Source organism: Acidovorax sp. GW821-FHT09B03, from assembly GCF_059418305.1.
Window position 1 is genome coordinate 157855 of record NZ_JBWKPP010000004.1, and the last position, 18733, is coordinate 176587.

15 protein-coding genes are annotated in these 18733 nt (G+C 68.2%); 6 read left to right on the plus strand and 9 right to left on the minus strand.

The window, feature by feature from the left end; genetic code table 11:
• Nucleotides 1-2: 2 nt before the first annotated feature.
• From AC07PA_RS09850 to xseB, 5 genes are all read right to left on the minus strand, one after another.
• The gene (locus AC07PA_RS09850; RefSeq protein WP_007853407.1) at nt 3-1085 is read right to left on the minus strand and encodes a TRAP transporter substrate-binding protein; all 1083 of its coding nucleotides are present in this window, start codon (nt 1083-1085) and stop codon (nt 3-5) included.
• Between the two features lie 282 nt (nt 1086-1367).
• A complete protein-coding gene (locus AC07PA_RS09855) occupies nt 1368-2450 on the minus strand; it encodes a TRAP transporter substrate-binding protein (protein WP_007853405.1) in 1083 nt (360 codons plus the stop codon).
• A gap of 172 nt (nt 2451-2622) precedes the next feature.
• The gene (gene dxs / locus AC07PA_RS09860) at nt 2623-4506 is read right to left on the minus strand and encodes a 1-deoxy-D-xylulose-5-phosphate synthase (protein ID WP_494604974.1); all 1884 of its coding nucleotides are present in this window, start codon (nt 4504-4506) and stop codon (nt 2623-2625) included.
• Between the two features lie 112 nt (nt 4507-4618).
• Nucleotides 4619-5563, minus strand: coding sequence for a polyprenyl synthetase family protein (locus AC07PA_RS09865; RefSeq protein WP_007853401.1), 945 nt, complete (start codon nt 5561-5563; stop codon nt 4619-4621).
• Nucleotides 5560-5802, minus strand: a complete 243-nt coding sequence (gene xseB / locus AC07PA_RS09870) for an exodeoxyribonuclease VII small subunit (protein ID WP_007853400.1) — start codon at nt 5800-5802, stop codon at nt 5560-5562. Before xseB ends, AC07PA_RS09865 begins: the two co-directional genes overlap by 4 nt.
• A gap of 359 nt (nt 5803-6161) precedes the next feature.
• Here xseB and AC07PA_RS09875 point away from each other — a divergent pair, with 359 nt between their 5' ends.
• The 5 genes from AC07PA_RS09875 (at nt 6162) to flhC (ending at nt 10749) form a co-directional block, all read left to right on the plus strand.
• Nucleotides 6162-7301, plus strand: coding sequence for an aromatic ring-hydroxylating oxygenase subunit alpha (locus AC07PA_RS09875; RefSeq protein ID WP_494604977.1), 1140 nt, complete (start codon nt 6162-6164; stop codon nt 7299-7301).
• Between the two features lie 119 nt (nt 7302-7420).
• Entirely contained in the window at nt 7421-8332 is a 912-nt protein-coding gene (locus tag AC07PA_RS09880; RefSeq protein ID WP_007853396.1) for a DMT family transporter, read from the plus strand.
• Between the two features lie 323 nt (nt 8333-8655).
• Nucleotides 8656-9558 carry a sulfurtransferase gene (locus tag AC07PA_RS09885; protein WP_145695297.1) on the plus strand — a complete coding sequence of 301 codons (903 nt, stop codon included), beginning with the start codon at nt 8656-8658 and terminating at the stop codon, nt 9556-9558.
• Nucleotides 9559-9806: 248 nt separating this feature from the next.
• Nucleotides 9807-10133: a flagellar transcriptional regulator FlhD gene (flhD, locus tag AC07PA_RS09890; protein ID WP_007853391.1), complete on the plus strand. Its 327-nt coding sequence runs from the start codon at nt 9807-9809 to the stop codon at nt 10131-10133.
• A 58-nt stretch (nt 10134-10191) separates the two neighbouring features.
• The gene (gene flhC, locus AC07PA_RS09895; protein ID WP_007853388.1) at nt 10192-10749 is read left to right on the plus strand and encodes a flagellar transcriptional regulator FlhC; all 558 of its coding nucleotides are present in this window, start codon (nt 10192-10194) and stop codon (nt 10747-10749) included.
• A gap of 99 nt (nt 10750-10848) precedes the next feature.
• On the opposite strand, the gene AC07PA_RS09900 is transcribed toward flhC, so the two are convergent.
• Together AC07PA_RS09900 and AC07PA_RS09905 are read right to left on the minus strand one after the other, a co-directional pair.
• Nucleotides 10849-11415, minus strand: a complete 567-nt coding sequence (locus AC07PA_RS09900; protein ID WP_494604980.1) for a FlgO family outer membrane protein — start codon at nt 11413-11415, stop codon at nt 10849-10851.
• Nucleotides 11412-12191: a hypothetical protein gene (locus AC07PA_RS09905; protein ID WP_494605266.1), complete on the minus strand. Its 780-nt coding sequence runs from the start codon at nt 12189-12191 to the stop codon at nt 11412-11414. The genes AC07PA_RS09900 and AC07PA_RS09905 overlap by 4 nt, the downstream gene beginning before the upstream one ends.
• Before the next feature lie 220 nt (nt 12192-12411).
• Here AC07PA_RS09905 and AC07PA_RS09910 point away from each other — a divergent pair, with 220 nt between their 5' ends.
• Nucleotides 12412-13719, plus strand: coding sequence for an AI-2E family transporter (locus AC07PA_RS09910; protein WP_494604982.1), 1308 nt, complete (start codon nt 12412-12414; stop codon nt 13717-13719).
• A 28-nt stretch (nt 13720-13747) separates the two neighbouring features.
• Here the strand turns inward: AC07PA_RS09910 and AC07PA_RS09915 are convergent, their stop codons facing one another.
• A complete protein-coding gene (locus tag AC07PA_RS09915) occupies nt 13748-15820 on the minus strand; it encodes an EAL domain-containing protein (protein ID WP_494604984.1) in 2073 nt (690 codons plus the stop codon).
• Nucleotides 15821-15926: 106 nt separating this feature from the next.
• Nucleotides 15927-18716 (minus strand): phosphoenolpyruvate carboxylase, encoded by a 2790-nt coding sequence (gene ppc / locus AC07PA_RS09920; RefSeq protein ID WP_007858953.1) that lies wholly within the window; start codon nt 18714-18716, stop codon nt 15927-15929.
• Between the last annotated feature and the right edge of the window lie 17 nt (nt 18717-18733).

Here is an 18733-nt window from a genome sequence, read left to right on the forward strand (position 1 = left end):
TATCAGAGCTTGACGGTCTGCATGTAGCTGTCGAAACGGCTTTCGGCCACGCGGAACCATGCCACCTGGTCGCGCTGGAAGGCGCGGAAGTCGGCAAAGATCTTCTTCCACTCGGGGCTCTTGGCGTCGTTCTCGGCGTACACCTCTTGCGATGCCTTGAACGAGGCGTCGAGCACGTCCTTGGTGAAGGGCAGGAGCTTGATCTTGGCGCCGATCAGCTGCTTCAAGGCCACGGGGTTGCGGGCGTCGTACTTGGCCAGCATGTCGGATGCAGCCTGTGCCGATGCGGCAGCCACGATGGCCTTGTTTTCGGGCGTGAGTGCGTCGAAGGCCTTCTTGTTGATGTAGAAGTCCACTTCAGGACCGCCTTCCCACCAGCCGGGGTAGTAGTAGTGGGGCGCGACCTTGTTGAAGCCCAGCTTCTGGTCGTCGTAAGGACCCACCCACTCGGCGGCGTCGATGGTGCCCTTTTCGAGCGCCTGGTAGATTTCGCCGCCAGGAAGGCTCTGGGGCACCACGCCCATCTTGGTCATCACGTCACCGACCAGACCGCCACCCAGGCGCATCTTCAGGCCCTTGAGGTCGGCGACCGACTTGATTTCCTTGCGGAACCAGCCACCCATCTGGGTGCCCGTGTTGCCACCGGCAAAGCTCAGCATGCCGTAGCCGGCATAGAACTCGTCCATCAGCTTGCGGCCATTGCCGTGCATCATCCAGGCATTCATCTGGCGTGCGTTCATGCCGAAGGGAATGGCCGAGCCGATGGCGAACGCGGGGTTCTTGCCGTAGAAGTAGTAAGGCACGGTGTGGCAGGCTTCCACGGAGCCTTGCTGCACGCCGTCCACCACGCCGAAGGCGGGCATCAGCTCGCCGCCGGCATGCACGGAGATTTCGAACTTGCCGCCGGACATGGCCTTGACCGCGTTGGCAAACACTTCGGCACCGCCGTAGATGGTGTCCAGGGGCTTGGGGAAGCTCGATGCCAAGCGCCAGCGCACGGCAGCCTGCGCATGCACGGCCGGTGCGACACCGGCGGCGAGGACACCGGCAATACCGGCATGCTTGATGATTGAACGACGATCCATGAGTTCTCTCCGAATACTTGTGATTGCACACCCTGGCATGCAGGCGGGTCGCCCGCGGCCAAGGACCTTCTAGCCCGATTGATTGTAGGAACATGCCCCCCCGTGGATTTGCGGGTTTTCCCGTGAAAGCCCGCCCCCTGCGCGAGGGCTTCAGGGTTCTGCAAGCATCCGCTCACGGTGCTGGAAACTGGCGCGCCCAAGCCAGGGCAGCCGAGGAAGGGCCGCCGCGCACCGAGGGCTGCTTCCCCCTTGGGGGCATGGCGCGAAGCGACTCAGGGCGTTTCAGATCTTCTGTGCCGACATGAACGTGTCGTAGCGCGCCTCGGCAAAGCGGAACCAGAGGATCTGGTCACGCTGGAAGTTGCGCATGTCGGCGTAGATCTTCTTCCACTCGGGGCTTCTGGCATCGTTGTGCGCAAAGGCCTCCATCGATGCACGGAACGCGGCGTCCAGGATGACCTGCGAGTACGGCAGCACCTTGGTCTTGGCAGCCACCAGCTGCTTGAGCGCGTTGGGGTTGAGCGCATCGTAGCGGGCCAGCATGTCGGCATGCGCATAGGAGGCCGCGGCTTCGATGATGAAGCGGTAGTCGGGCGTGAGGGCGTCGTAGGCCTTCTTGTTCACGAACAGGTCCACCTCGGGCCCGCCCTCCCACCAGCCAGGGTAATAGTAGAACGGCGCCACCTTGTTGAAGCCCAGCTTCTGGTCGTCGTAGGGCCCGATCCATTCGGCCGCATCGATGCTGCCCTTTTGCAGGGCCTGGTAGATCTCGCCGCCCGGCAGGCTCTGGGGAATGGCACCCAGCCGCTGCATGACCTCGGCCACCAGGCCGCCGCCCACGCGGATCTTGAGGCCCTTGAAGTCCGCCGGGGTCTTGACCTCGCGCAGGAACCAGCCGCCCATCTGCGTGCCGGTGTTGCCGCAGGCAAAGCTCACCATGTTGAAGCCGGCATAGAACTCGTTCATGAGCCGGCGCCCGTTGCCGTGCAGCATCCAGGCACTCATCTGGCGCGCATTGAAGCCGAAGGGCACGGCACAACCGAGCGCAAACGCCGGGTTCTTGCTGTAGAAGTAGTAGGGCACGGCATGGCACATCTCCACCGTGCCGCTCTGCACGCCATCCACCACGTCGAAGGGCGGCATCAGCTCGCCACCGGGGTGCACGGAAATCTCGAACTTGCCATTGGACAGGGTGCGCACCGCCTTGGCAAACACCTGGGCGCCACCAAAGATGTTGTCCGAGGTGCGGGGAAAGCTCGATGCAATGCGCCACCGCAGCGTGGCCTGGGCATGCACGGCCGGCGCGACGCCAGAGGCCAGTACACCCGCCAGGCCGGTGTGCTTGATGAGCGAACGGCGATGCATACGACTTCTCTCCTGTTTCCGCGGGGGGTGGATGCGGCAGCGATGCGTGCTGCGCAGGGGCGCGCGTGCAGATCAATGCAGCGCGCCTGCATTGTAGGAGGAGCCCCGCCAGGGTGCTGTGCGGGTTTTCGACAGCCCCTGCGCGCCGCGAAGCCGCGCCGGAGAAGCCGACTCAGCCGAGGAACCGGGCCCGCACCGCACGCTCGATGCCCGCGGCATCGAGCCCCTGCAGCGACAGCAGCTTGGCCGGGTCGCCATGCTCGATGAACGCGTCGGGCAGGCCCAGCTGCAGCACCGGGCGCACGATGCCGGCCGCGTTCAGCGCCTCGGTCACGGCACTGCCGGCACCGCCCATGGTGGCGCCTTCTTCCACCGTGACCAGCACGTCGTGGCGCTCGGCCACATCGCGCAGCAGTTCCACGTCGACGGGCTTGGCCCAGCGCATGTTGGCCACGGTGGCATCCAGGGCCTCGCCCGCCTCGAGCGCAGGGTACAGCAGGGTGCCGAAGGCCAGGATGGCGATGCGCGGACCGGCCTCGCCAGCAGCGGCCTTGCGCTCGCGGCGGATCTCGCCCTTGCCGAAGGGCAGGCCTTCCAGCCCGGCCAGCGGCGCCACGCCGGCCCCGCTGCCACGCGGGTAGCGCACGGCCACGGGGTGGTCCTGCTCGAAGGCGGTGGACAGCAACTGGCGGCACTCGCGCTCATCGGCCGGGCAGGCCATGCTCATGTTGGGGATGCAGCGCACGAAGGGAATGTCGTAGGCGCCCGCATGCGTGGCGCCATCGGCCCCCACCAGGCCCGCACGGTCGAGCGCGAACACCACGGGCAGGTTCTGCAGCGCCACGTCGTGGATCAGCTGGTCGTAGCCGCGCTGCAGGAAGGTCGAGTAGATCGCCACCACGGGCTTGAGGCCCTCGCAGGCCATGCCGGCCGCGAAGGTGACGGCATGCTGCTCGGCAATGCCCACATCGTAGTAGCGCTCGGGAAAGCGCATTTCGAACTCCACCATGCCCGAGCCTTCGCGCATGGCCGGGGTGATGCCCACCAGGCGCTGGTCGTGCGCCCCCATGTCGCACAGCCACTGGCCGAAGACCTGGGTGAAGGTCTGCTTGGGGCTGGCCGTGCCCTTGACCAGGCCCACGGCCGGGTCGAACTTGCCGGGGCCGTGGTAGGCCACGGGGTCGGCCTCGGCCAGCTTGTAGCCCTGGCCCTTCTTGGTGACCACGTGCAGGAACTGCGGGCCCTTGAGGCTCTTGATGTTCTCGAGCGTGGGGATCAGCGAGTCGAGGTCGTGCCCGTCGATGGGCCCGATGTAGTTGAAGCCGAATTTCTCGAACAGCGTGGCCGGCACGACCATGCCCTTGGCCTGCTGCTCGAAGCGCTTGGCCAGCTCCAGCAGCGGTGGCACCGGGCGCAGCACGGTCTTGCCCACGTTCTTGGCGGCCGCGTAGAACTGGCCGCTCATGAGCTGGGCCAGGTAGCGGTTGAGCGCCCCCACGGGCGGGCTGATGCTCATGTCGTTGTCGTTGAGCACCACCAGCAGGTTGGCATCGGCCACGCCGCCGTTGTTCAGCGCCTCGAAGGCCATGCCGGCCGTCATCGCCCCGTCGCCGATGATGGCCACGGCGTGGCGGTTCTCGCCCTTGACCTTGGCGGCCAGCGCCATGCCCAGCGCGGCCGAGATGCTGGTGCTCGAATGCGCCGTGCCGAAGGTGTCGTAGGGGCTCTCGGCGCGCTGCGGAAAGCCCGAGATGCCGCCCATCTGGCGCAGCGTGTTCATGCGGTCGCGCCGGCCGGTCAGGATCTTGTGCGGGTAGGTCTGGTGGCCCACGTCCCACACCAGCCGGTCCTCGGGCGTGTTGAACACATGGTGCAGGGCCACGGTGAGCTCCACCGTGCCCAGGTTGGAGCTCAGGTGCCCGCCCGTCTGCGACACGCTTTCGAGCACGAAGGCGCGCAGCTCGGTGGCCAGGGCCTTGAGGTCGGCCCGCGGCATGGCGCGCAGGTCCGCCGGGTCGTTCACGGTCTGCAGCAGGGGATAGGAGGTCGTGGACATTTGCTATTCTTTTTGGAGTCGATCAGTGCTCACGAGGCAAGCGCCATGCGCCAGCGGGCGCCTGCGTCTTCATGCATCGTACCAATGGGCCGGGAGAGCCTTGCCAGAGCCATCAATGCGTCCTGTCCACCACCATGTCGGCGAGGGCGGCCAGAGCGCGGGTGTCGGCCAGGCCGCTGCGCGCCAGGGCGGCGTGGGCCTGCACCTGCAGCTCGCGGGCATAGGCCTGCGCGGGTGCCAGGCCGAGCAGGGACACATAGGTCGGCTTGTCGCTCGCGGCATCCTTGCCGGCGGTCTTGCCCAGGGTGGCGGAATCGGCCACCACGTCGAGGATGTCGTCCACCACCTGGAAGGCCAGGCCCATCACGGCGCCGTAGTCGGACAGGGCTTCGTGCGCCCGCGCGTCCGCCGGGCCACAGGCCACACCCATCATCACGCTGCCCTGCAGCAGTGCGCCGGTCTTCAGGCGGTGCATGTGGCGCAACTGGTCTTCGGTCAGGGCCAGGCCCACGCTGGCCAGGTCGATGGCCTGGCCGCCGGCCATGCCGGCCGAGCCGGCCGCGCGCGCCAGCAGACGGCACAGGGTGGCCTGCATCGCGGCGGGCACGCTGCCGTCGTCGGGCGTGAGCAGCTCGAAGGCAAAGGCCTGCAGCGCATCGCCGGCCAGGAGGGCCTGGGCCTCGCCGAACTGCACGTGCACCGTGGGCTTGCCCCGGCGCAGCACGTCGTTGTCCATGCACGGCATGTCGTCGTGCACCAGGGAATAGGCATGGATCAGCTCGACGGCACAGGCGGCGCGCAGCGCCGCCCCGTCGGACACGGCATGCGCCGAAGCCGCGATGTCGGCACCGCTGCACACCGCCTCCTCGGCCGCCAGCACCAGCAGCGGGCGCAGGCGCTTGCCGCCGTCGAGCACCGCATAGCGCATGGCCTCACCGAGGCCGGCGGGCGCGCCCTCGCCCACCCAGCGGGACAGGGCTTCCTCGACGCGGGAGAGGTGGCGCTGGCTCCAGGAAGCCAGGTCGATGGGGGAATTCACCACGGGCGCCGCGCTCATTCGGGCGTCCAGGCGTGCAGGCCGCCTTCGTCCAGCACCTTGATCTGGTCCTGCACGGCGTCCAGGCGCTTGCGGCAAAAGGCCAGCAGCGCGGCGCCACGCTGGTAGCCCGCGAGCATCTGGTCCAGGGGCAACTGGCCCGACTCGATCCGGCCCACAAGTTGCTCCAGCTCTTCCAGCGCCGCTTCATAGCTGGCGGGTTCTGCAGGGGGCGCGGCGGTGGCGGGGGCCTTGGGCATGGGTGGAGGCGGTGGACAAGCACCGCGAATGGAAAAACCGCTGATTTTAGGCCCAGCGCATGGCGCTCCTGCCCACAGGTCCCCGGTTTGGCGGGCGCAGCCGGTCCGGACGGCGACCGCCCGGCCGCAACCACGCCACCAGGGCGCGGGCCGGCCGAACCCCTGCCTGCCCCATCCGGGCGCGGGCCGCAGCCCGCTTGCCAATACACGCAGGGGGGGTGCGGGAATGGGGCGGCGGAATAACCCCATTGGCTATAATCCCATTCTCGTCCAGCCGGCCTATGCGCCGGTTTCTTTTTTTCCTCCAGATGTGCCCCCTGGCACACCTCCCTGTGGGGAGTCTTTAGGTCAGGTCACCCATGTCTGATTTAAGTCTTCAACTGCAGCAGGCCGCAAGCCAACTACCAGTTTCAAGCTACTTTGACCCAGCGCTGTTCCAGCGCGAGCTGGACACCATCTTCCAGCGCGGGCCCCGCTATGTGGGGCACCAATTGGCCGTGCCCCATGCGGGCGACTACCACACCCTGCCCCACGAGGCCGAGGGCCGTGCCCTGGTGCGCAATGCCCAGGGCGGGGTGGAGCTCGTCTCCAACGTCTGCCGCCACCGCCAGGCCGTGATGCTCAAGGGGCGCGGCTCGCTGCACACCCAGCAAAAGGGCAGCGCGGGCGGCAACATCGTGTGCCCGCTGCACCGCTGGACCTACAACGCCAAGGGTGAACTGCTGGGTGCGCCGCACTTTGCCGACGACCCCTGCCTGAACCTCAACAACTACCCCCTGCGCGAGTGGAACGGCCTTTTGTTCGAGGACAACGGCTACGACGTGGCCGCCGATCTCGATGCCATGGGCCCGCGCGCCGACCTCGACTTCGAGGGCTACGTGCTCGACCATGTGGAATTGCACGAGTGCAACTACAACTGGAAGACCTTCATCGAGGTCTACCTCGAGGACTACCACGTCGGCCCCTTCCACCCGGGCCTGGGCAGCTTCGTGACCTGCGACGACCTGCGCTGGGAGTTCGGCAAGAACTACTCGGTGCAGACCGTGGGCGTGGCCAATCGCCTGGGCAAGGCCGGCAGCCCCGTGTACGAGCGCTGGCACGAGGCCCTGCTGGCCTACCGCCAGGGCAAGCCGCCCAAGCACGGCGCCATCTGGCTCACGCTGTACCCGCACATCATGGTGGAGTGGTACCCGCACGTGCTCACCGTGTCCACGCTGCACCCCATCAGCCCGACGAAGACGCTGAACATGGTGGAGTTCTACTACCCCGAGGAGATCGCCGCCTTCGAGCGCGAGTTCGTCGAAGCGCAGAAGGCCGCCTACATGGAGACCTGCATCGAGGACGACGAGATCGGCGAGCGCATGGACGCCGGCCGCAAGGCCCTGCTGGCACGCGGCGACAACGAAGTGGGTCCTTACCAGAGCCCGATGGAAGATGGCATGCAGCATTTCCACGAGTGGTACAGGGCTGCGATGGGCGAGGTTGTACCGAAGCGCTGAACAGCGTCGCAAACCTCCCCGAGTCTTCGGGTTCAGCCGGAATGCTCTCATTACAATAGCTGCCAGTGCTTGCGTTCCAAGCACGGCAGCTATTTTCATTTTCGAGTCCTGATTTTCCCATGCAAGCCCTCTGGATGGTGTTGGCCGCGTTCCTCTTTGCGAGCATGGGGGTGTGCGTGAAGATCGCCTCGGCCCATTTCAATGCGGCCGAGTTGGTCTGCTACCGGGGCCTCATCGGCATGGGCATCCTGTGGCTGCTGGCGCGCTCGCAGAAGGTCTCGCTGGGCACCGCCTACCCGGGCATGCATGCCTGGCGCAGCTCGGTGGGCGTGGTCTCGCTGGGGGCCTGGTTTTATGCCATCGCCCACCTGCCTCTGGCCACGGCCATGACCCTGAACTACATGAGCAGCGTGTGGATCGCCGCCTTCCTGGTCGGCGGTACCCTGCTGGCCTGGCGCCCCTCGGCCGCCACGCCGCGCCCGGCACTGCAGGGCACGCTGATCGTCACCGTGCTCACCGGCTTCGTCGGCGTGGTGATGATGCTGCGTCCCAGCCTGGACCAGAACCAGGCCTTCGCCGGCATGATCGGGCTGATGTCGGGCCTGTCGGCCGCGTTTGCCTACATGCAGGTGGTGGCCCTGTCGCGCCTGGGCGAGCCCGAGTCGCGCACGGTGTTCTATTTCGCGCTGGGCTCGGCAGTGGCCGGCGGCGTGGCCCTGCTGTTCACCGGCACCTCGGCGTGGCCGGGCTGGCAGGCCCTGTGGCTGCTGCCCATCGGCATCCTGGCCGCCGGCGGCCAGCTGTGCATGACCAAGGCCTACGCCAGCGCCAAGACCCAGCGCGGCACCCTGGTGGTGGCCAACCTGCAGTATTCGGGCATCGTCTTCGCCGCCATCTACAGCGTGACGCTGTTCGGCGACGTGCTGCCGCCCATCGCCTGGGCCGGCATGGTGTTGATCGTGGGCAGCGGCATCGCGGCCACCGTGCTGCGCGCCCGCGCCGCCCCTGGAACCCCCGCGGAAGAACATTGACATGAAGCACCCCCTGAGTCGCTTCGCGCCTCCGTGCGTCCGCCAAAGACGGCCGCTCTTCGGGCACGTCCAAGCCTGCGCAAGCAGGCTCGGAGCCGCGGCCCTCAGCCCCTCTCTCGTCTCGCTGCGCGAGTCGGGAGGGGGACGCCCCCGGTGCGGCGGGGCGGCCCTTGCACGGGGGCACTGGCATTGGCCCTGCCAGTTTCACGCGATGTGGGCTGCGCATGGCGCCCCACAGCAATTGAAGCCGTGAACAATTGATACGTTTGTGAACGCCGACCATTGACACAATGCAGGGCTCAGCTCTCAACCGTCCCGCTGCCATGACCTACACCACCCTGATCTCCGCTACCGAACTGCAATCGCTGGCCGCCAGCGGCACCCCCCTGATGGTGTTCGACTGCAGCTTCGACCTGACGCAGTCCACCGCCGGTGCGCAGCAATACGCCCAGGCCCATATCCCCGGCGCGGTGTATGCGGACCTGAACGAGAACCTGAGCGCCAAGCACGGCGTGCCCGGCGCATCGGGCGCCGTGGTCACCGCCCAGGAGGCGGACAAGCCCGCATCGGGCGGCCGCCACCCGCTGCCCAGCCGCGAACGCTTTGCGATCTGGCTGTCCAGCGTGGGCTTTGCCAACGGCATGCAGGCCGTGGTGTACGACCGCCAGGGCGCCAACTACTGTGGCCGCCTGTGGTGGATGCTCAAGTGGGCCGGGCACGATGCCGTGGCCGTGCTCGACGGCGGCCTGCAGGCCTGGCAGGCCGCGGGTGGCGCAGTCGCCAGCGGTGAAGAGCCCGCGCACTTCCAGTCCAACTTCGAACTCAAGGAACCCCTGCGCCGCCTGGCCACGGCCAGCGACGTGCTGGCCCACCTGCAGCAGCCCGGCCAGACGGTGGTGGATGCGCGCGCCGCCCCGCGCTACCGCGGCGAGGTGGAGCCGCTGGACCCGGTGGCCGGCCACATTCCCGGCGCCCTGAACCGCCCCTTCGTTGACAACATCGGCCCCGACGGCCAATTCAAGCCCGCCGCCGTGCTGCGCGCCGAGTTCGACACCCTGCTGCAGGGGCGCGATCCGGCCAGCGTGGTGCACCAGTGCGGCAGCGGCGTGAGCGCCCTGCCCAATCTGATCGCCATGGAGGTCGCCGGGCTCGGGAAAACCGCGCTTTTTGCCGGCAGCTGGAGCGAATGGGTGAGCGATTCTTCACGCCCGGTGGAACGCGGCTGAGCCGGTTGCTGGCGGCCTGAGCGCCTTGCGGCAGCAGGCCGTGGCGCTCTGTGGGGTAGTACCGGACCTTCGGCGTCTGTAAGGCAAATTCCTACACGGACTACCCCTGAACCAGACACGCTGCACAGAGCAACGCCGACTTAATTTTTGATTGGCCTGGTTTCACAATCCATTTCACCGGATCACGCAAAACATGCAAACAGCATGGCAAGGCGAAGCCCCGGAACTGGAACAAAGGAACCACCGCCATGACCAACGAACAACTGCTCGCCGAGATCCGCGAAGCCAACCTGACCTACCTGATGCTGGCGCAGAACCTGATTCGCCACGACAAGGCAGAAGCAGTGTTCCGCCTGGGCATGAACGAAGACGCTGCCGATATTCTTGCATCGCTGTCGGCCGCCCAAGTGCTGAAACTGGCCTCCAGAAACACGCTTCTTTGCAGCTTCCGCGTGGACGACAACCTGGTCTGGAGCTTGCTGACCAACCACACGGCCAAGAAGGTGGGCAACGAAGCCACCAACACCCTGCACGCCAACATCCTGATGGCCAGCCGCGTGTCGGAAGTGCTCTGAGCACCGCGCCTCCCTGCAGCCCGCCCCGCTTGTTCACCGCCTCCTTCGAAAGCCTGCCATGACCACGACTGCCGCCGCCAAAGCCCCAGCCAAGAGCGTACTCAACGAATCCAAGCAGATCGAACGCGCTGCGATGCTGATCGGCATGGGGGCCCGCATGCAGGTGCTGGAGTCGGAAACCACGCTGTCGTATGAACGCCTGATCCGCCTGTACAAGGAGATCGCCGGCAAGTCGCCATCCAAGGGCCAACTGCCCTTCTCGACCGACTGGTTCCTGACCTGGCAGGAAAACATCCACAGCTCGCTGTTCCTGAACATCTACGAATACCTGTCCAAGGGCGTGGACCTGGACTCGGTGGAACTGCTGACCAAGGCCTACCGCCTGTACAACGAGCAGGTCACCACCGCCGAGATCGAACCCCTGCTGTCCTTCACCCGCGCCTGGCGCCTGGTGAAGTTCGTGGACGCCGGCATGCTCACCCGCACCCAGTGCGCCGACTGCAAGGGCCACTTCGTGACCGAGCTCTACGAAAACCGCCACTACACCTGCGGCCTGTGCAACCCGCCCGCCCGCGCCGGCAAGAGCAAGAACGCTGGCGCCCTGATGTTGCACTGACCCGCTGCCCGGCGATGCCGGGCCGCCCACAAATACCAAAGCCCCGCCGGCCGTGCCGTGCGGGGCTTTTTGCTGGAGGAAGGTTTCCTGGCGCGCGATCTACCGCGCGGCCAGCAGCGAACGCACGTTCTCGTCGACGGGCATCGCATAGTCGTGCGCCGCCACCACGGTGTTGCCCACCGGGTTCACGATCTTGAGGCTGATGAACAGCGTGGTGGTCGAGACGGCGTAGGTGCCCACCACCACGGCCTGCGCATCGTGCGCGCGGCTCACCTCGCGCACCTCGCGCGAGAGCAGCAACTCGCCGGTGCCGCGCTGCATGGCCACGTTCTCGCGCAGCTTGAGCTCGGTCACGCGCAGGCCGCGCTGCACCAGGCGCGAGCCGATCTGCTCGGAAAAGATGCGCCCCAGGCGCGAGGACTCGTTCAGGCGGTCCACATTCACCAGCGTGGCCACCAGCACGGCGTGCTGCGGGTCCAGCGGCGCCTGCAACAGCAGCGCATCGGCTGCGCGGTGGTTGCGCTCGATGGTCGTGGGGGTGATCAGGTCCATGAGCCCGCCACCACTGCCACCGGCCTTGTCGCCGTAGTAGTAGGAGGCGCAGCCCGGCAGGGCCAGCACCGGCAGCAGCGCCCCGGCGGCGCGCAACAGGCTGCGCCGCCTCATGGCGCCACCACCATCATCGGCGGGCTCACCACCTGCCAGGTCTTGACCGGGGTCGGCGGTGGCGGCGGGGGCGGCGGAGGTGGCGGCTGCTGCACTTGGTAGAGCACGGCGTCGTCCTGTTCGATGTAGTACACGTCGGAGGTGCGCGCCAGGTAGCGGTCGCCGCTTTCCAGCGAGGTCGTGATGAGCACCTCGGTGCGCGTCGGGCCGCCCGCGGCGGGGCCGTCGGTGGTGTACTGCGCGGCATCGGCCAGGGCCCCGATCGCGGTCATCCCGGCGACGATGGAGGTGGCGCTGGGAGCCCGGTGGACCCAGTCGCGCGCCACGCCAACGCCCAGGGCCAGCCGGGTCAGGGGCATGGGCAGGCTGTTGGAGACACGGCCCGGGTGCTGCACCAGTTGGGTCTCGAACGCCAGGGTCACGGCCGAGGGCTGGTTGGTGAGCACCACGCCGCGGTCCAGCAGCCGGGTGATCAGCAGCTTGCGAAAGCCATTGTTGAAGCTGGTGTCGCCCGAGGCGGACACGTAGATCGGGTGCTCTCCCGCCGGCCAGTTGCGGATCTTGTCGGTGATGCGCGTGGCCACGTCGTCGGCCAGCACGTCCCAGTGGTGCACGGCACGTGCCTTCTTCTGGTTCGATGCCGGGTAGTTGTCGGCCCGCGGCACGTCGAGCGACGAGCAGCCCGCGGCCAGCAGCGAGGCCACGGCCAGCAGCGGCACGACCACACGTTGCACGACGGGCCGGGCGCGGGCATTGCCCTGCGTGGGTGCGGCCATGCCGGACTGCCCGGCGGGCAGTCGTCGTTCGGAGGGGCCCTGCGGCTGGCCGCCAGGCAATGGTTCAACTTGCATGCAGCCATGCTAGCGGCCCGGCGCCGCCCCCATCGCGCGAATAGCGAGGCAATTGCGTTGCATTTGCGCGGCAGGCGCCTGCCGGCTGTTGCGTTGGCGCGGGCACCTACACAACATTTGCTCACAGTGCATGACAATCCCCCGCATGACCGCCGCGCCCGCCCCCGCAAGCCCCCCTGTCCCATCCCCCGACCTGCCGCCGCCGGTGCCACCGGTGGCCGCCGCGAGCGCGGTGACGGAGCCCGGCGCGCTGCAGGCCCCGGCCGCGACGCCGCAACCGGAGTCCGACCGCGACCCTGCCGCAGCCGACCCCGCCAGCGCATCCACCCCGGCGCCCCCCCCGCCCCCCGCCCCGCTGATGCTGCAGATGCCGGTGGACGTGCGCAACCTGTCCCTGGCGCTGCTGGCCCTGTTTGCCAGCGTGGCGCTGCTGCACTGGGCCAGCGCGGTCTTCATCCCCCTGATGCTCAGCCTTTTGCTGACCACCGCCCTGCGTCCTGCCGTCAACGTGCTGCGCCGCTGGCACATTCCCCGCCCGCTGGGCGCCGCCGTGCTGCTGGTCGCGCTGGTGGGCGGCCTGGCCAGCACGGCCTGGTCGCTGAGCGACGGGGCCGTGCAGCTTGTCGACTCGCTGCCCGTGGCCGCCAAGAAGGTGCGCGACAACCTGCGTGCGCGCGCCGGCATGCCCAGCACGCTGGACACCATGCAGAAGGCCGCCGCCCAGATCGAGCAGGCCGCCGCCGAGAACAGCACTGCCGCCCCCGCCCGGCGCGGCGTGCAGCGCGTGGTGGTGGAGCGCCCGCCCTTCAACATCCGCGACTACCTGTGGAGCGGCACCATGGGCCTGGTGTCGGCCCTGGGCCAGCTCACGGTGGTGGTGTTCCTGACCTACTTCGCCCTGGCCTCGGGCAACCTGTTCCGCCAGAAGCTGGTGCGCATCGCGGGCAGCAGCCTGGAGCGGCGCAACATCACCATGCAGGTGCTCGACGACATCACCGGCCAGATCCAGCGCTACCTGCTGGTGCAGGTGTTCACCAGCATCCTGGTGGGCGTGGCCACGGGTTTCGCCTACTGGGCGCTGGGCCTGGAGAACGCCGCCGTCTGGGGCGTGGTGGCCGGCGTGCTCAACCTGGCGCCCTACATCGGCTCGGCGCTCACGGCCGGCGCCTCGGCGCTGGTGGCTTTTTTGCAGTTCGGCACCATCGACATGGCCCTGGCCATCGGCGGTGCCTCGCTGGTCATCCACACCCTCATCGGCAACCTGCTCACGCCCTGGCTCACCAGCCGCACTAGCAGCATGAGCCCCGTGGCCGTGTTCGTCAGCGTGCTCGCCTGGGGCTGGCTCTGGGGGCTCTGGGGCCTGCTGCTGGGCATTCCGGTCATGATGGCCGTGAAGGCGGTCTGCGACCGCGTGGAAGACCTGAAAGCGGTGGGCGAGATACTGGGGGATTGAGGCCGGCGGCGCACGGCAGGGTGTGCCGTCACGCCACCGGGGTCGCCACACCTGCCGCGCAGCGCTGCACAAAGGCCGGCAGGTCGGCGGCGCCCATCGCACGGCCGTAGTACCAGCCCTGCACCTGCAGGTCCATGCCGCCGGGCAGCGCCTGCAATTGCGCGGGCGTCTCCACCCCTTCCACCACGATGCCGACCTCCAGGCTCTGGCAGAAGTGCAGCAGGCCCTGCAGCAGGCGCGCACCCCGCGGTTCGGCACTGGCCACCACGAAGCTGCGGTCGATCTTGATCGTGTCCACCGCAAAGGCGTGCAGGTAGCTGAGCGACGAGTACCCGGTGCCGAAGTCGTCGATGGCCACCTGGGCACCCACGGCGTGGATGCGGGCGATGGCGTCGCGCATCTGGCCCACGTCCGCGGCCAGCGCATCCTCGGTGATCTCGACGCTGATGCAGCCGGCCGCTGGCGCGATCAACTCCACCAGCCGCCGGCAATGCACGGCCGACATGAGCGTGGGCCCCGTGACGTTGATCGAGATGGGCAGCACGAAGCCCGCGTTGCGCCAGTGCTGGTACTGCTGCAGGGCGGCACCGGCCACCCACAGGTCGACATCCTTCATGAGCCCGGCCTCGGTCAACCACGCCAGGAAAGCCCCGGGGGACTGCGTGCGCCCCCGGGCATCGCGGGCCCTGAGCAGTGCCTCGCAGCCCACGCATTCGCCGGTGCGCGGCGACACCTGGGGCTGGTACTCCAGGAAGAATTCATACTCGCCCATGCGCCGCACCTGGGCCAGCAGTTCCTCGCGCCCCGCCTGCCGCTGCTGCGCCAGCACCACCGGGTCGCTGGCATACAGGCGGCCCTGCTCCTGCAGGCGCGAAAACGTGGTGTCCAACCCCGGCAGGTGCACCGTGGTGGCGTTGTGGCGCTCCAATGCCCGCACTGCCGGCGCATAGATGCAGGCCCCCAGCAGCACCAGCGCCAGCTGCAGCGCAACGGCGGGCCACGCGCCCTGGGTGCTGGCATAGGCGTTGAAGAGCACCGGGGCATTCAGCGGCATGGCCATGGTGGCCACCGGCACCCAGCCCGCCTGCACGGCCGCGAGCGCCAGGCAGGCATTGACGGCCGGCACCAGGATGAACGGCAGCAACAGGCGCGGGTTGAGTATCAGTGGAATGCCGAACAGCAGCAGCTCGTTCACGTTCAGCAGGGCCATGGGCAGGCTGGCCAGGGCCAGCAGGCGCAGACCGGGGCCGCGCGCGCGCCACAGCACGGCCACCACCAGCGACAGGGTGCCCCCCGCCCCGCCGATGAAGGCAAAGGCCCCCAGCAGTCCGGCGTTGAGCAGGTAGGGTGGCGGCTGGTCCGCCAGCACCTCGATGGCATTCCACCCCACGGCCAACTCCAGCACCTGGAACAGCGGCTGCAGCGCATGGTAGCCATGGATGCCGAAGAACCACAGCAGCGAATTCATGCCCGTGATCGCCACGGCATTCAGGTAGGGCCGGTCCGGGTCCACCACGTCCAGGGGCAGGCTCCAGTGCGCCAGGCCCTGCCATTGCTGCAGCAGGGTCAGCACCCCGACCAGCAGCCCCGCCGTCAGCACCCCGGGAAGCACCATGTTCATGGCGTCTTCCACGTTGTCGCTGACCAGGGAGCCACGCGACAGTTGCAGCCAGCGCACCCGCATCAGCCGGGCCATGATGGGCACGTTGACGATGGGCGAGGCGATGGCGATGAACAGCACCAGCGTGGCGGCGGCGCGCGGCTGCCCGCGCAGCAGGTAGGCCGCCAGCGCCACGTAGACAAAGCACAGGAAGGCCACGGGCAGGCGCGGCAGGCTGTGGCGTATGGCCAGCATGTAGCCGATGGACGCGGCGATCAGCAGGGGCAGGATGCGGCTGATCTCGGCATGCAGGCCGGCCAGCAGATCGGTGGTCTCGGTGGGCAGGCCCAGCATGCGCGTGAGCACCGACGAGACGAGGAACACCGCCGACACCATGAGGCAGGGCAGCACCCAGAGCAGCCCCTCGCGGATGGCGCGCATGGAATCCGCGCGTGCAACGGCCTGCAGCCGCAGCGACAGCCGCAGCTTCAGGGCAGCCATATCAATGCCCACACCATGCCCTCCCTGCCGCGCACTGCGGTCGGGCCCATGCTAGCAGGCGGGCACCAGGATGGCAAAGTGGCTGAACCCGCCCAGCCCGACCAGCTCAGCCCGTGTTGCGCAGGCCGGCGGCGATCCCGTTGATCGAGATGTGGATACCGGTCTGCACGCGCTCGTCGCCCTGGCCCGCGCGCCAGCGGCGCACCAGCTCGACCTGCAGGTGGTGCAGCGGGTCGATGTAGGGGAAGCGGTGCTTGATGGAACGCGCCAGCGCGGCGTTGTGCGTCAGGCGCTGCTTGTCGCCGGTGATGCGCGTGAGCGCCTCGGCCGTGCGCTGCCACTCGCCCTCGATGGCGGTGAACACCTTCTTGCGCAGGCGCGCGTCGGTCACCAGCTCGCTGTAGCGCGAGGCCAGGGCCAGGTCGCTCTTGGCCAGCACCATGTCCATGTTGGACAGCAGGGTGCGAAAGAACGGCCACTGGCGGTACATCTTCTGCAGCAGCGCCAGCTGCGCCTTGGGGTCCTTGCCCTCGGCATTGACGAAGGCATCTACGGCGGCGCCGAAGCCGAACCAGCCCGGCAGCGTGAGGCGGCACTGCCCCCAGCTGAAGCCCCAGGGGATGGCGCGCAGGTCCTCGATCTTCTGGCTGGCCTTGCGCGATGCGGGGCGCGAGCCGATGTTGAGCTCGGCGATCTCGCGGATCGGCGTGGAGTTGAAGAAGTACTCGGTGAAGCCCGGGGTCTCGTAGACCAGCGCGCGGTAGGCCGCCATGCTGGCCAGCGAGAGCTGCGCGGCGGCCTCCAGGAAGGCCTTGGTGGCCGGCTTGGTGGGCTGCAGCAGCGTGGCCTCGAGCGTGGCGGCGACCAGGGTCTCGAGGTTGCGCCGGCCGATCTCGGGGTTGGCGTACTTGGAGGCGATGACCTCGCCCTGCTCCGTCAGGCGGATCTGGCCGCGCACGGTGCCGGGCGGCTGGGCCAGGATGGCCTGGTAGCTCGGGCCGCCGCCGCGGCCCACGGTGCCGCCACGGCCATGGAACATGCGCAGCTGGATGCCGTGGTTGGTGGCCAGTTCGTCGAACAGCTCCACCAGCGCGATCTCGGCGCGGTACAGCTCCCAGTTGCTGGTGAAGATGCCGCCGTCCTTGTTGCTGTCGGAGTAGCCGAGCATGATGTCCTGCTCGCTACCGCTCCTGTGCACCAGGCCTGCCACGCCGGGCAGGGCATAGAACTCGCGCATGATGGGCGCAGCGTTGCGCAGGTCTTCGATGGTCTCGAACAGCGGCACCACGATCAGGTCGTTGCGTGCGTCGCCGTCCAGCGTGCCGCGCATCAGCCCGACTTCCTTTTGCAGCAGCAGCACTTCGAGCAAATCGCTCACCGTCTCGGTGTGGCTGATGATGTAGTGCCGGATGGCCTCGTGCCCATAGCGCTGGCGCATGGCCAGCGCCGCCTCGAAGATGGCCAGCTCGCCGCGGGCATGGTCCGAATAGCTGGCACCCACCACGCGCAGCGGGCGCGCATCGTTGAGCAGGCGCAGCAGCAGGGCGCGCTTGTCTGTCTCGGCCAGGGTGGAATATGCGGTCTCGATGCGGGCCGTGGCCAGCAGCTCGGCCACCACCTCCTCGTGCTTGTCGGAGCTCTGGCGCAGGTCCACCGTGGCCAGGTGGAAGCCGAAGACCTGCACGGCGCGGATCAGCGGGTGCAGGCGCTCGGCGGCCAATGCCTCGCCATGGTGCGACCGGAGCGATGCCTCGATCACGCGCAGGTCGGCCAGGAAAGCCTCGGCGCTCACATAGGGGTTCTGCGGCGCCACCGCGTGGCGCGCCGCCTCGCCGCCGGTCAGCTCCTTGAGCGACGCGGCCAGACGCGCATAGACGCCGGTCAGAGCGCGACGGTAGGGCTCGTCCTGGCGGTGCTCGTTGGTGTCGGGCGAGCGCGCCGCCAGGGCCTCCATCTCGGCCGAGACCTGCACCAGCCGCGCCGACAGCGACAGCTCGCCACCCAGGTAGTGCACCTCGGTCAGGTAGTGGCGCAGCGCCACCTCGGCCTGGCGGCCCAGGGCGTACTGCAGGGTCTGCGCGGTCACGTTGGGGTTGCCGTCGCGGTCGCCGCCGATCCACTGGCCCATGCGCAGGAAGCTGTGCACGGGGTACTGGCCGAGCTCGCTCTCCAGGTCGGCATAGATCTTGGGGATCTCGCGCAGGAAGGTGGCTTCGTAGTACGACAGGGCGTTCTCGATCTCGTCGGCCACGGTGAGCTTGCTGTAGCGCAAGAGGCGCGTCTGCCACAGCTGGGCCACGCGGGCGCGCAGTTGCGCTTCGTTGGCAGCCAGCTCGCGCGGGGTGAGCGCGTCCTTGGCGGTGTTGTACAGCTGGGCGCGCACCTGGATGTCGTCACGCGCGGCCAGCAGCTGGGCGATGTCGCGCTCGGCATCGAGGATGCTCTTGCGCTGCACCTCGGTCGGGTGGGCCGTGAGCACCGGCGCCACATAGCTGCCGGCCAGGGTCTGCGAGATGGTCTTGGGCGCGATGCCGGCCCAGCGCAGGCGCGACAGGGCGACCTCGATGCTGCCCTCCTGCGTGTCGCCCGCACGCTCGTGCACGGCGCGGCGGCGGATGTGGTGGCGGTCCTCGGCCAGGTTGGCCAGGTGGCTGAAGTAGGTGAAGGCGCGGATCACGCTCACCGTCTGGTCACCCGACAGGGACTTGAGCAGCTTCTTGAGCGCGCGGTCGGCCTCCTGGTCGGCATCGCGGCGGAAGGCCACGGAGAGCTTGCGCACCTGCTCCACCAGCTCGTAGGCGGCCACACCCTCCTGGTCCCGGATCACGTCCCCCAGAATGCGGCCAAGCAGGCGGATGTCGTCAATCAGGGGCTGGTCCTTGTCGGATCGTTTCATGCGAGGGTCTCCGGGAA

Excerpts from the sequence above, each read along its gene's own strand:
- AC07PA_RS09850 (WP_007853407.1), bottom strand. The coding sequence starts at position 1,085 with ATGGATCGTCGTTCAATCATCAAGCATGCCGGTATTGCCGGTGTCCTC.
- AC07PA_RS09855 (WP_007853405.1), bottom strand. The coding sequence starts at position 2,450 with ATGCATCGCCGTTCGCTCATCAAGCACACCGGCCTGGCGGGTGTACTG.
- dxs (WP_494604974.1), bottom strand. The coding sequence starts at position 4,506 with ATGTCCACGACCTCCTATCCCCTGCTGCAGACCGTGAACGACCCGGCG.
- AC07PA_RS09865 (WP_007853401.1), bottom strand. The coding sequence starts at position 5,563 with ATGAGCGCGGCGCCCGTGGTGAATTCCCCCATCGACCTGGCTTCCTGG.
- xseB (WP_007853400.1), bottom strand. The coding sequence starts at position 5,802 with ATGCCCAAGGCCCCCGCCACCGCCGCGCCCCCTGCAGAACCCGCCAGC.
- AC07PA_RS09875 (WP_494604977.1), top strand. The coding sequence starts at position 6,162 with ATGTCTGATTTAAGTCTTCAACTGCAGCAGGCCGCAAGCCAACTACCA.
- AC07PA_RS09880 (WP_007853396.1), top strand. The coding sequence starts at position 7,421 with ATGCAAGCCCTCTGGATGGTGTTGGCCGCGTTCCTCTTTGCGAGCATG.
- AC07PA_RS09885 (WP_145695297.1), top strand. The coding sequence starts at position 8,656 with ATGACCTACACCACCCTGATCTCCGCTACCGAACTGCAATCGCTGGCC.
- flhD (WP_007853391.1), top strand. The coding sequence starts at position 9,807 with ATGACCAACGAACAACTGCTCGCCGAGATCCGCGAAGCCAACCTGACC.
- flhC (WP_007853388.1), top strand. The coding sequence starts at position 10,192 with ATGACCACGACTGCCGCCGCCAAAGCCCCAGCCAAGAGCGTACTCAAC.
- AC07PA_RS09900 (WP_494604980.1), bottom strand. The coding sequence starts at position 11,415 with ATGAGGCGGCGCAGCCTGTTGCGCGCCGCCGGGGCGCTGCTGCCGGTG.
- AC07PA_RS09905 (WP_494605266.1), bottom strand. The coding sequence starts at position 12,191 with ATGGCCGCACCCACGCAGGGCAATGCCCGCGCCCGGCCCGTCGTGCAA.
- AC07PA_RS09910 (WP_494604982.1), top strand. The coding sequence starts at position 12,412 with ATGACCGCCGCGCCCGCCCCCGCAAGCCCCCCTGTCCCATCCCCCGAC.
- AC07PA_RS09915 (WP_494604984.1), bottom strand. The coding sequence starts at position 15,820 with ATGGCTGCCCTGAAGCTGCGGCTGTCGCTGCGGCTGCAGGCCGTTGCA.
- ppc (WP_007858953.1), bottom strand. The coding sequence starts at position 18,716 with ATGAAACGATCCGACAAGGACCAGCCCCTGATTGACGACATCCGCCTG.